This is a genomic window from Mycoplasma marinum, from assembly GCF_004335975.1.
Lineage (GTDB): Bacteria > Bacillota_I > Bacilli_A > Mycoplasmatales > Metamycoplasmataceae > Mycoplasma_K > Mycoplasma_K marinum.
In genome coordinates this window covers 16,651-27,563 of record NZ_PSZO01000012.1, presented here as the reverse complement: position 1 = coordinate 27,563, position 10,913 = coordinate 16,651, and the positions used below count along the sequence as shown (strand labels likewise).

Genomic DNA, 10,913 nt, shown 5'->3' with positions numbered 1-10,913 from the left:
AACGGTACGTCACAAAACATACCCAAACAAACAATCTGCTATTCAGTTTTGAGAGAACTAGGATAAATCGACCAGAAGGTCATTTTTTTTCGCCTTTTTGGAATTTTGGACCAAAAATATGAATGATATTTTTCAATTGTATAAAGATTTTGTATCTTTTAAAGATGCATAATTTTAATATGTGACTTAAAAAAAGTTTTAATTTAGAAAAGGGGAATCTATGAAAAATAGAAAAATAAAAGTTAAAAAGTTTTTTTGGATTGCATCAATTGTAAGTGTAAACTTAACCCCGATAGTAGTTGATCAATCATGTGTGCTTTAAAATTTTATAAGAAAAATATTCAAGTTTCAGCAAACGGAATTTTGACATGCTTAATGTTAGTGTGAATGTGGAATGCTATAAAACAAATAATATTTTTGATAAACTGCTAATAGATTATTGCATTAAAGATGTATCACAAGTACTTTGGGGTCGACAGAAGATAAATGCTAAAATATATGGAGATGAAAAAGTGTATGTAACTAGTACTATAGGAGGGAATTATGCCTAATCATTTTAAACAAAACAAAATATTACCTATTGTTGTATTTTTAATAAGTGCTTTTATTTCTCTATTTTCCTTTATTTGAAACGACCAGATAGTTGATTTTGAAAATAAACATCATGTTACTTGAGTAGTAATAATTATAGTTTTTGCAGTCATTGATATTATTAATTCTGCTATGTTTTTAATTTTTAAAAAGCTCAGCTGGAATAAAAATACATTTTCTAAAATATTTTTTATTTTCTTAAATATTTGTTCTATGACAACTATTTTATTTTTAGCGCTACCTATAGTTTTTAATAATACTAAACTACATTGAATGATTGCGATACTTGTTGGTATTAAAATCGTTGAAATTTTAAGTATATTGTTTTTTAAAAATGTTAAAAATGCGGTGATATTAAAATGAATATTTACATTAATTGTAACTGTTATACCTATTTTGGTAGGTGTTGTACTACATATTGAAAAAATATGAGAAATTTCAACAACTATTTTAATTTGGGAATGTGCCAGCATGTTTATTGAATTTAATTATGATAATAAAGATTATATTTATGAAAGGACGATTTTGAATAGAAATCCCTTTTATCAAAATGGTATGCAATTTTTCATTTTGATTTTCTTTTGGTTTATAATGTGAGGTTTAATAATGAGTGCATTCGATAAGAACAATGATTAATCGGTCATTGTTCTTTTTTAAGGCATTTTATTTTGGTAGCCAAGTATGGAAAGGATAACTGCTGAAAGCATCTAAGCGGGAAGCCTCCTCAGAGATGAATAATCCCTTTAAATTTCTTGTAGACGACAAGGTTGATAGGTTGGAAGTGTACGTGTAGCGATACATTTAGCTGACCAGTACTAATAAATTGAATGGTTTAATAAGTGATCTATATTTTAGGTTATCTATTTAAAGGTGCATCACAAAGTATACCCAAACAAACAATCTGCTGTTCAGTTTTAAGAGAACTAGTATAAATCGACCAGAAGGTCATTTTTTGCACTTTGAGCATAAACGAATTTTATTTTAAATTGCGAAACTCATTTTGAATTTAAAGGTAACTCAATTTTATCAAAGGACTATTTATGAAATTTATTCTCAAAAGGGAGAATGTAAGCGCATAATAAAAGCTAGAAATAGAGCTGTTTTAGAGGTAAAACTTTCATACAAAAAAATATAAGTAAAACCATAGCATTCTCTAAAATATCAATCTAGAAAGCTAAAATTGGTATATTAATTCATTATATTCAAACTTTTATTAGTAGTTTCCTTTTAGAACAGAAGATAAACTTCATAATGCAAAATTCACTCGGAATAATCAAAGAATGTTTATATGATAAAGAGAAAGATATTAGAGTAACCAAACATATTCCAAAGATGCTATTAGTCTCGTGTGTTGTTATTTTATGAAAAGTAATTGATTATTTTAAAGAAGCAAATACCTTGTCGCATACTTATTAATCAAAAATATATAACATTAAATAAGTTGCTATTGATAATAAGATAGAATGCAAAAGCAATATAAACACACTTAATAAAATGCCTATGAAAAAAAAGCGAATCACTAATTGTGATGACAATAATATATTTTACTGCTACTTTTTTTATAAAAATAAATTTGAAATAAAAAAAGTTTTTACAGATAAAAATAATTTTTTCCTGTCTTATTGGCAAATTTCTTGACTTAATCATAAAAATGTGTATAATTATTTAGCAACTAGACCTATGATAGATAAGGTTGCCGATACACCAAAATTAGTTGTTCTTGGTATATTGGGTATTTATCTTGAGGTCGTTCAAAAGAACAAAGGAGGACAACATGGCAAAAGTTACAATAAAAGTTAGAGCTTTCGAAGCATCATTAGTAGATGCAGCTGCTCTTAAAATTGCTGAAATTTCTAAGAAAGAAGGAGCTAAAGTCTCAGGACCAGTTCCACTTCCAACAAAAAGAGAAGTATTCACAGTTTTAAAATCAGTACACGTTAACAAAAAATCTCGTGAACAATTCGAAATTAGAACAAACAAAAGACTAATTAAACTTGCAGACGTATCTGCAGAGTTAATGGATAAACTACAAAGACTTAATTTACCATCAGGTGTTAAAGTCGAAGTTATTTCAAAATAGTTGGTTGCATAAATATATCATTCGTTTCCTTAGTAGGAACTCAAACTGCTAGTAAAAACAATATAAAAGGAGAATATTATGAAAGGAATCTTAGGACGTAAAGTAGGAATGACTCAACTTTATACTGACCACGGAAAATTAATCCCGGTTACTGTAATTGAAGTTAAACCTAATGTTGTATCAAAAGTTCTTACACAAGAACATGATGGTTACACAGCTCTACAACTTGGAGTAGAAGATAAAAAAGTGTCAAGACAAAATAAACCAGAAATGGGACACTTCAAAAAAGCAAACGCAACACCTAAGCGCTTCGTTAAGGAGATTAGAGGAATGGAAGGCTTTGATTTAGGAGCTACTATTGATGCCTCAATCTTCGCAGCCGGAGAGCTTGTAGATGTGCAAGGAACATCAAAGGGACACGGTTTCTCAGGTACAATTAAAAGACACAATCAACACATTGGACCTAAATCACATGGTGGTGGTGGTGGATCACAACCAGTTAGACAAACAGGTTCACTTGGAGATATTGCGGGTAATAAAGTTGTTAAAGGAATGACAATGCCAGGTCAATATGGTAATGTTACTAAAACAATTCAAAACCTAGAAGTAGTTTCAATTGATTTAGAAAATAACGTAATTTTAGTAAAAGGATCAATTCCAGGACCTAAAAAATCATTCGTTATTGTTAAACAAGCAGTTAAGCAACTTCCAAATAGAGAAGCGCTTACACTTGCAAACACTTCAAATGAAGAAGTTAAAGGAGATGCATAATGGCAGTACAAAATACAACAGCAGCTAAAACTGCACTTCCAAAAGAAGTATTTAGTGTTAAAGTTAATTCTCAAGCAATTTTTGACACAATTATGTCAGATAGAGCTTCAAGAAGACAAGGGACACATAAAGTTAAAAATAAAGCAGAAGTAGCTGGTTCAGGTATCAAACCTTGAAAACAAAAAGGTACAGGTAGAGCTAGAGCTGGTTCAAAAAGGTCACCAATTTGAGTAGGTGGAGGTAGAGCTTTTGGTCCTAAAGCTGAAAGAAACTATACTCTTACTTTAAATAAGAAAGTTAGAAAACTTGCATTAGCATCATCACTAACTTTAAAAGCAAAAGCAAAAGCAGTAGTTATTGAAGACTTTAAATTAGAAACAATTTCAACAAAAGAAGTAGTTAAATTTATCGAAGGATTGAAATTAACAAAATTACAAAGAAAAGTACTTATAGTTACTGAAGATGCAAACGCATTTAGATCAGCTAAAAATATTCAAAATGTAGAAACAGTTAAAATTAATTCAATCTCAGTTGAAAAAGTAGTGAATGCAGATGTTATTGTACTATCACAAGATCACATTAACAGACTAGTGGAGGTAATTAAATAATGAATAGAAATGAAGTTATAAAATACCCAATTCTTACAGAAAAAACATATGCACAAATGGGTAACGGAATTTACACATTTGCTGTAGATAGAAGAACTAACAAAGTTGAAGTTAAAAAAACTGTTGAATTTATTTTTGGAGTAAAAGTAGCAAGAGTTAATATTGCTAATGTTGCTAAGAAACCTACTAAATTAGGAAGATTCGCAGGATTTACTACTTCATATAAAAGAGCAGTTATAACATTAAAAGAAGGACAAATTAATATTTTCCCTGATGAAGCAGTTGCACAAGAAGCACCTAAAGCTGAAATCAAAGAAACTAAAAATGAAAAACCTTCAGAAGCTGAATTAAAAGCAGCAGCTAAAATTCAAGCAAAAGCTAAAGCTAAAGAAGCAAAAGCTAAAGAAACACCAGTAAAAGCGGAAAAATAGTGTTTGAAAGACAACAACCGCAAACATTTTCAAACAAAGGAGAAAAACATGGCAATTAAAAAGTATAAAGCCACTACCAATGGTAGACGTCACATGACATCTCTAGATTACAAGAAAAATCTAACAGGTCATGCACCAGAAAAATCATTGATGGCACCATTAAAGTCTCACGCTGGTCGTAACAACGCAGGTAAAATCACAGTTAGACATAAAGGTTCAGGTGTGAAGCGTAAGTATAGACTAATTGACTTTAAAAGAAATAAAGACGGTATTCCAGCCGTAGTAACAACAATTGAATATGATCCAAATAGATCAGCAAACATTTCATTGGTTGTATATAAAGATGGAGAAAAAAGATATATTTTATCACCAAAAGGAATTCAAATGGGACAAGAAATTGTTTCAGGAGAAAATGTTGATATCAAAATTGGTAACACACTTCCTCTTAAAAATATTCCAGAAGGTACAACAGTTCATAATGTTGAATTACACCCAGGACACGGTGGACAAATGGCTAGATCAGCTGGTACATCAGTTCAAATCCTAGGTAAAGACGAAGATGGTAAATACGTTATCGTTAGACTTAAATCAGGTGAAGTAAGACGTGTTCTTGCTACATGTAAAGCAACTATCGGTGTTGTTGGAAATGAAGAACATTCATTAGTTAACTGAGGTAAAGCTGGACGTAATAGACATAGAGGTATAAGACCTACTGTTCGTGGTTCTGTAATGAACCCCGTAGATCACCCACATGGTGGTGGTGAAGGTAAACAACCTATCGGTAGAAAAGCACCTATGACACCATGAGGTAAAAAAGCACTTGGAGTTAAAACAAGAAATGCTAAAAAATCTTCAACAAAATTAATTATAAGAAGAAGAAAAGGGAGTAAATAATGGCTAGATCACTTAAAAAAGGTGCATTTATTGATGACCACCTAATGAAAAAAGTAGTAGCGATCGTGGAAAACGGAGCTCCTAAAAAACCAATTAAAACTTGATCAAGAAGATCAACAATCTATCCTAACTTTGTTGGACTTTCATTTCAAGTTCACAATGGGAAAGATTTCCTTGACGTATTTGTAACAGAAGACATGGTAGGACACAAACTTGGAGAATTCGCGCCAACAAGAACATATACAGGGCACGGGAAAGACAAAGGTAAGAAATAATGGCAACAGCAAAAGCATCAGTTAAATTACAAAGAGTCTCACCAAGAAAAGCAAGGTTAGTAGCAGATTTATTCAGACACAAACATGTTTCAGAAGCAATCGCTATCCTTAACAATACAAATAAAAAGTCAACAGTTTTATTTTTAAAACTATTAAACTCAGCAATCGCAAATGCTGTTAATAATCATGGTATGAATGCTGAAAAATTAGTTGTAACAGATGTTACAGTTAATGAAGGACCAACATTAAAAAGATTTCAACCAAGATCACAAGGTAGAGCTTACTCTATCTTAAAAAGAACTTCACACTTAGCTGTGACAGTGGAAGAGAAATAGGGGGTATTTATGGGACAAAAAGTTAATCCAAATGGATTCCGTTACGGAATCACTAAAAAACACGAATCAACTTGATATGCTGATAAAGCAGATTTTGCAGGATACCTGTTAGAAGATCAAAAAATCAGAGAATATGTTGAAAAATTCGTAAGAACTTACCTAATTGGTAAAGTTGAAATATCTAGAACACAAAATGAAGATGTTACATTAACAATTCATTCTGCAAAACCAGGTGCATTATTAGGGGAAAATGGTTCAAACCTTGAAAAATTCACTAAAGATATTCAAAAATATACAAGAAATAGACAATTGAAATTAAACATCAAAGTTATTTCTATTGATAAACCAGAACTTAACGCTAGATTATTAGCAGAGGAAATTGCTATTAAACTAGAAAATCGTGGTTCATTCCGTGCAGCACAAAAAATGGCTATGAGATCTTGTCTTATGGCAGGTGCTAAAGGAATTAAAACACAAGTTTCAGGTCGTTTAAATGGAGCAGATATGGCTAGAGCAGAAGGTTACCAAGAAGGAATCATGGCTCTACATACTCTAAGACAAAATGTAGATTATGCACAAGCAACAGCACGTACAACTTATGGAGCTATTGGTATTAAAGTGTGAGTTTCACTTGGAGAAATTCTGGAAGGAAGTAAATAATGTTACAACCTAAAAGAACTAAATATAGAAGACCTTTTAGAATATCACACCAAGGTATTGCTAAAAGAGGTAAAACGGTAGCTTTTGGAGAATTTGGATTACGTGCAGTAACTTCAAACTGAATTACTAACCGTCAAATCGAAGCAGCTCGTATCGCTATTACTCGTGCTATGGGACGTGAAGGGCAAGTATTTATTAGAATATTCCCTCATCTTTCAACAACATCGAAACCTATTGGTGTTCGTATGGGTAAAGGTAAAGGTACACCTGACAAATGAGTAGCAGTTGTTAAAGAACAAACAATTATGTTCGAAGTTTCAGGAGTTTCAGAATCAATCGCAAGAGAGGCATTAAGATTAGGAATGCACAAACTACCAGTTAAGTGTAAAATCGTTGCTAAGGAGGCTAAATAATGTTAATGAAAGAATTAAATTCTAAATCAATTGAAGAGCTTCAAACATTAATTGAAGACCTTAAAGCAGAATTATTTATGCTTAGATTTAAGAACTCAACAGGTCAATTAGACCAATCACACAAGATTGAACTTGTGAAAAAAGATGTAGCGAGAGCATTTACAGCTTTAAACGCTAAAAAAGATGTAAAGGAAGGTAAATAATGGAAAGACAAACATCACGTAAATCATTAAATGGTTATGTTGTTTCAAACAAAAATGAGAAAACAGTAGTTGTTGCAGTTGACACATATAAAAAACACCCACTTTACTCAAAACGTTTTAAATCAACAAAAAGATACCAAGTACATGTTGACGGAGTTGAAGCTAACTTAGGAGATTTCGTTAGAATCGATGAGTGTAGACCTGTATCTAAAACAAAAAGATTTAGACTAGTAGAAATATTAGAAGCTAAGAAAGAAGGTAAGTAATGTTACAAGAAATGTCAAGAGCTAACGTTGCGGATAATTCTGGAGCTAAAGAAGTAGGGATCATCAGAAATTTAGGTGGTTCAGTTGTTAAAACATCAAACATCGGAGATGTTGTTGTATGTTCAGTTAAAAAAGCTACACCAAATGGTGCAGTTAAAGCTGGTGCAGTAGTTCGTGCAGTTATTGTTCGTTCTACTTATGGAGTAAAACGTAAAGATGGATCACACATCAAATTTGACGATAATGCAGTTGTTATTATTAATGATAATAAACAACCAAAAGGTACTCGTGTATTTGGACCAGTAGCTAGGGAACTTCGTGAAGCAGGATATATGAAAATTGTATCTCTAGCTCCGGAAGTTATTTAAGGAGAACTATGAAAATTAGAAAAAATGATGAAGTAATAGTAATCGCAGGTTCAGAAAAAGGAAAAATTGGTAGAGTATTATCAGTTAACCCTAAAACACAAAGAGTTACTATTGATAAAGTAAATATTGTTAAAAAACACGTTAAACCTTCACAAACAAACCCAGATGGTGGAATTCAAGAACAAGAAGCACCAATTCATATTTCAAATGTTGCGATTTATGTTAAAGCTGGTAAAGATAATGCAGCAAACTCAAGAGTTGGATACGAAATTAAAGATGGTAAGAAAACAAGAATTGCTAAAAAAACAGGGAAAGCAATTTAATAGGAGAGCACTATGGCAAATTTAAAAGAAAAATACAATAACGAAGTTAAAAAACAACTTCAAGAAAAATTCAATTATGAATCAGTAATGCAAATCCCAAGAATAGAAAAAATCGTAATCAACCAAACTGCAGGTAATGAAGTTTCAAACTCAAAAGCTATTGAGGAAGTTCTTAAAGAACTAGAAGCTATAACAGGGCAAAAACCTTTAGCAACTATTGCTAAGAAATCAAATGCCTCATTTAAATTAAGAGAAGGAATGCCAATGGGTGGAAAAGTAACACTACGTAGAGATCGTATGTGAGAATTCCTAAATAAATTAATTGCTGTTGCTATTCCTCGTATTAGAGACTTTAGAGGTGTGAATGATAAAGCATTCGACGGTAGAGGTAATTTCTCTTTAGGTCTTAAAGAACAAATCATTTTCCCGGAAATTGATTTTGACAAAGTAAGAAAAATTAGAGGTATGGATATTATTATCGTTACTTCAGCTGAATCAAATGCAGAAGCAAAAGAATTATTAGAACTACTAGGAATGCCTTTTGTTAAGGCATCAAAATAAGGAGAGAATCATGGCAAAAAAATCATTAAAAGAAAAACAAAAGAAAACAGCTAAATTCTCTACAAGAGAATATACAAGATGTGAATTATGTGGACGTCCTCGTTCAGTAATTAGAAAATTCAAGGTATGCCGTGTTTGCTTTAGAAAATTAGCACACGAAGGTAAAATACCTGGTGTAAGAAAGGCGAGTTGATAATATGGGAATCATCACAGATCCAATAGCAGATATGCTTGTTAGAATTAAAAATGCAAACCAAAGAAAACATAAGGATGTATCAATGCCTCACTCAAAAGTGAAGGAAAACATTGCTACTATTCTTAAAAATGAAGGTTTCATTTCAGGTTTCTCAGTTGCCGGAGAAGGTAAAGAGAAACAAATTACAATTGCACTTAAATACAAAGGAGCTCAAAGAGCTATTACAGGAGTTAAGAGAATTTCTAAACCTGGTTTACGTGTTTATGCAGGGGCTGCTGATTTACCAAAAGTTCTTTCAGGATTCGGTACAGCAATCATTTCTACATCAAATGGAATTATTACAGATAGGGAAGCAAGAAAAGCCAACACAGGTGGCGAAGTATTAGCTTACGTGTGATAGTATGTCAAGAGTAGGAAACAGAATAATCAACATCATTGAAGGTGTTGAAGTAAAAATAAACGGAACAAAAGTAGAAATTAAAGGTGCAAAAGGAACAATTTCACGTGAATTTTCACCACTAATCGCAATTGAAAATAAAGACGGACAAATTACAACTGTTCGTGCAAATGAAAACAAACAAACAAAACAATTACATGGAACAACAAACGCATTAATTAATAATATGATTATTGGTGTTTCACAAGGTTTCAAAAAAGAATTAATTATCAAAGGTGTTGGTTATAAAGCAGCTCTTAAAGGTAAAGAATTAATAGTAAATGCTGGTTATTCTCACCCACATACAGTTTCAATTCCTGAAGGACTTGAAGTTGTTGTAGAAAAACCAACTGAAATTTCAATCACAGGTATTGAAAAAGAAAAAGTAGGACAATTAGCAGCAATCATCAGAGATATAAGAAGACCAAACCCTTATTCAGGTAAAGGAATTATGTACAAAGATGAAATTATCAGAAGAAAAGAAGGAAAGGCAGCAGGTAAATAGTAATGGCAAAATTATCAAGAAACGAATCTCGTAAGAAAAAACACTTACGTATTAAAAATAAAATAGCAGCTACTTCACCAAGAATCGTTGTTTTCAAATCTTTAAAAAACATTGAAGTACAATTAATAGATGATGCTCAAGGTAAAACTTTAGTACATTCTTCATCAATAACTCTTAAATTAGAGAATGGTGGAAATGTTGAAGCAGCTAAAACAGTAGGTGCAGACTTTGGTAAAAAAGTTCTAGCACTTAAATTAGAAAAAGTGGTATTTGATCGTTCAGGTTATATTTACCACGGTAGAATACAAGCATTAGCAGATGCAATCAGAAACGAAGGAGTGAAATTCTAATGACAGAAAACAAAGAAACAAAAACAGTAGAAGTTGTAGCAACTAAAAAAGCTACCGAAGCTCCTAAAGCCGGAGCAAACGCTAACAGAGGAAATAATCAAAGAAACGGACGTAGACCTCAAAGAGGAAACGGACGTAGAAAATTTAACGGCAGAAGACAAACAGAGTTTGAAGAAAAAGTTGTTAACATTTCAAGAGTTACAACAGTTGTTAAGGGTGGGCGTAGATTCTCATTCTCAGCACTAGTTGTTGTAGGTAATAAAAAAGGTAAAGTTGGTTGAGGATGAGGAAAAGCTAATGAAGTTCCTGATGCAATCAGAAAAGCCATCAAAGATGCACGTAACAATATGATTGTTGCACCTATTATTGATAAAAGAACAGTACCTCATGAACAAACTGGTTTATTCTTAGCATCAAAAGTTCTAGTTAAAGCAGCTCCTAAAGGTAAGGGAATCATCGCTTCAGGTGCTATCCGTACAGTTGTTGAGCTTGCAGGATATACAGATATTTATACAAAATCACTTGGTTCAAGATCTAAAACTAACTCAGTAAAAGCAACAATTGATGCTCTTAAAAATTTAAGAACAGTTGAAGAAATTGCTAAATTAAGGGATGTCAAAGTTTCTGACATTACAGGATAGGAGATT

21 protein-coding genes are annotated in these 10,913 nt (G+C 32.0%); all 21 read left to right on the top strand.

Annotated elements, in window-relative coordinates; genetic code table 4:
• Positions 1 to 543 precede the first annotated feature (543 nt).
• The 21 genes from C4B24_RS03005 (at position 544) to rpsE (ending at position 10,907) form a co-directional block, all read left to right on the top strand.
• The gene (locus C4B24_RS03005; RefSeq protein ID WP_131599229.1) at positions 544 to 1,227 is read left to right on the top strand and encodes a hypothetical protein; all 684 of its coding nucleotides are present in this window, start codon (positions 544 to 546) and stop codon (positions 1,225 to 1,227) included.
• An 864-nt stretch (positions 1,228 to 2,091) separates the two neighbouring features.
• Positions 2,092 to 2,391: a hypothetical protein gene (locus C4B24_RS03000; RefSeq protein ID WP_131599227.1), complete on the top strand. Its 300-nt coding sequence runs from the start codon at positions 2,092 to 2,094 to the stop codon at positions 2,389 to 2,391.
• Positions 2,366 to 2,671 (top strand): 30S ribosomal protein S10, encoded by a 306-nt coding sequence (rpsJ, locus tag C4B24_RS02995; RefSeq protein WP_131599225.1) that lies wholly within the window; start codon positions 2,366 to 2,368, stop codon positions 2,669 to 2,671. The genes C4B24_RS03000 and rpsJ overlap by 26 nt, the downstream gene beginning before the upstream one ends.
• Before the next feature lie 78 nt (positions 2,672 to 2,749).
• Positions 2,750 to 3,442: a 50S ribosomal protein L3 gene (gene rplC, locus C4B24_RS02990; RefSeq protein ID WP_131599223.1), complete on the top strand. Its 693-nt coding sequence runs from the start codon at positions 2,750 to 2,752 to the stop codon at positions 3,440 to 3,442.
• Positions 3,442 to 4,050: a 50S ribosomal protein L4 gene (rplD, locus tag C4B24_RS02985; protein ID WP_131599221.1), complete on the top strand. Its 609-nt coding sequence runs from the start codon at positions 3,442 to 3,444 to the stop codon at positions 4,048 to 4,050. Before rplC ends, rplD begins: the two co-directional genes overlap by 1 nt.
• A complete protein-coding gene (gene rplW, locus C4B24_RS02980; protein ID WP_131599219.1) occupies positions 4,050 to 4,481 on the top strand; it encodes a 50S ribosomal protein L23 in 432 nt (143 codons plus the stop codon). Before rplD ends, rplW begins: the two co-directional genes overlap by 1 nt.
• A 48-nt stretch (positions 4,482 to 4,529) precedes the next feature.
• On the top strand, positions 4,530 to 5,375 hold the full coding sequence (gene rplB / locus C4B24_RS02975; RefSeq protein WP_131599217.1) for a 50S ribosomal protein L2: 846 nt from the start codon (positions 4,530 to 4,532) through the stop codon (positions 5,373 to 5,375).
• The gene (gene rpsS / locus C4B24_RS02970) at positions 5,375 to 5,650 is read left to right on the top strand and encodes a 30S ribosomal protein S19 (RefSeq protein ID WP_131599215.1); all 276 of its coding nucleotides are present in this window, start codon (positions 5,375 to 5,377) and stop codon (positions 5,648 to 5,650) included. The genes rplB and rpsS overlap by 1 nt, the downstream gene beginning before the upstream one ends.
• On the top strand, positions 5,650 to 5,985 hold the full coding sequence (rplV, locus tag C4B24_RS02965; protein ID WP_131599213.1) for a 50S ribosomal protein L22: 336 nt from the start codon (positions 5,650 to 5,652) through the stop codon (positions 5,983 to 5,985). Before rpsS ends, rplV begins: the two co-directional genes overlap by 1 nt.
• A gap of 9 nt (positions 5,986 to 5,994) precedes the next feature.
• Positions 5,995 to 6,645 carry a 30S ribosomal protein S3 gene (gene rpsC, locus C4B24_RS02960; protein WP_131599211.1) on the top strand — a complete coding sequence of 217 codons (651 nt, stop codon included), beginning with the start codon at positions 5,995 to 5,997 and terminating at the stop codon, positions 6,643 to 6,645.
• Positions 6,645 to 7,058 carry a 50S ribosomal protein L16 gene (gene rplP / locus C4B24_RS02955; protein ID WP_131599208.1) on the top strand — a complete coding sequence of 138 codons (414 nt, stop codon included), beginning with the start codon at positions 6,645 to 6,647 and terminating at the stop codon, positions 7,056 to 7,058. The genes rpsC and rplP overlap by 1 nt, the downstream gene beginning before the upstream one ends.
• Positions 7,059 to 7,063: 5 nt before the next feature.
• A complete protein-coding gene (gene rpmC, locus C4B24_RS02950; RefSeq protein ID WP_394343189.1) occupies positions 7,064 to 7,261 on the top strand; it encodes a 50S ribosomal protein L29 in 198 nt (65 codons plus the stop codon).
• Complete coding sequence (gene rpsQ / locus C4B24_RS02945; RefSeq protein WP_131599204.1) at positions 7,261 to 7,527, top strand: 30S ribosomal protein S17; 267 nt, start codon at positions 7,261 to 7,263, stop codon at positions 7,525 to 7,527. Before rpmC ends, rpsQ begins: the two co-directional genes overlap by 1 nt.
• Positions 7,527 to 7,895 carry a 50S ribosomal protein L14 gene (rplN, locus tag C4B24_RS02940; protein ID WP_131599202.1) on the top strand — a complete coding sequence of 123 codons (369 nt, stop codon included), beginning with the start codon at positions 7,527 to 7,529 and terminating at the stop codon, positions 7,893 to 7,895. The genes rpsQ and rplN overlap by 1 nt, the downstream gene beginning before the upstream one ends.
• 8 nt (positions 7,896 to 7,903) lie before the next feature.
• The gene (gene rplX / locus C4B24_RS02935; RefSeq protein ID WP_131599201.1) at positions 7,904 to 8,218 is read left to right on the top strand and encodes a 50S ribosomal protein L24; all 315 of its coding nucleotides are present in this window, start codon (positions 7,904 to 7,906) and stop codon (positions 8,216 to 8,218) included.
• A 12-nt stretch (positions 8,219 to 8,230) separates the two neighbouring features.
• On the top strand, positions 8,231 to 8,779 hold the full coding sequence (gene rplE / locus C4B24_RS02930) for a 50S ribosomal protein L5 (protein WP_131599199.1): 549 nt from the start codon (positions 8,231 to 8,233) through the stop codon (positions 8,777 to 8,779).
• A gap of 10 nt (positions 8,780 to 8,789) precedes the next feature.
• Positions 8,790 to 8,975 (top strand): type Z 30S ribosomal protein S14, encoded by a 186-nt coding sequence (locus C4B24_RS02925; protein ID WP_131599197.1) that lies wholly within the window; start codon positions 8,790 to 8,792, stop codon positions 8,973 to 8,975.
• Positions 8,976 to 8,982: 7 nt separating this feature from the next.
• Positions 8,983 to 9,375 carry a 30S ribosomal protein S8 gene (gene rpsH, locus C4B24_RS02920; protein ID WP_449406662.1) on the top strand — a complete coding sequence of 131 codons (393 nt, stop codon included), beginning with the start codon at positions 8,983 to 8,985 and terminating at the stop codon, positions 9,373 to 9,375.
• A gap of 1 nt (position 9,376) precedes the next feature.
• Positions 9,377 to 9,916: a 50S ribosomal protein L6 gene (rplF, locus tag C4B24_RS02915; RefSeq protein WP_131599193.1), complete on the top strand. Its 540-nt coding sequence runs from the start codon at positions 9,377 to 9,379 to the stop codon at positions 9,914 to 9,916.
• A gap of 2 nt (positions 9,917 to 9,918) precedes the next feature.
• Positions 9,919 to 10,266, top strand: coding sequence for a 50S ribosomal protein L18 (gene rplR / locus C4B24_RS02910; RefSeq protein ID WP_131599191.1), 348 nt, complete (start codon positions 9,919 to 9,921; stop codon positions 10,264 to 10,266).
• Positions 10,266 to 10,907, top strand: coding sequence for a 30S ribosomal protein S5 (gene rpsE / locus C4B24_RS02905; protein ID WP_131599189.1), 642 nt, complete (start codon positions 10,266 to 10,268; stop codon positions 10,905 to 10,907). The genes rplR and rpsE overlap by 1 nt, the downstream gene beginning before the upstream one ends.
• Positions 10,908 to 10,913 lie beyond the last annotated feature (6 nt).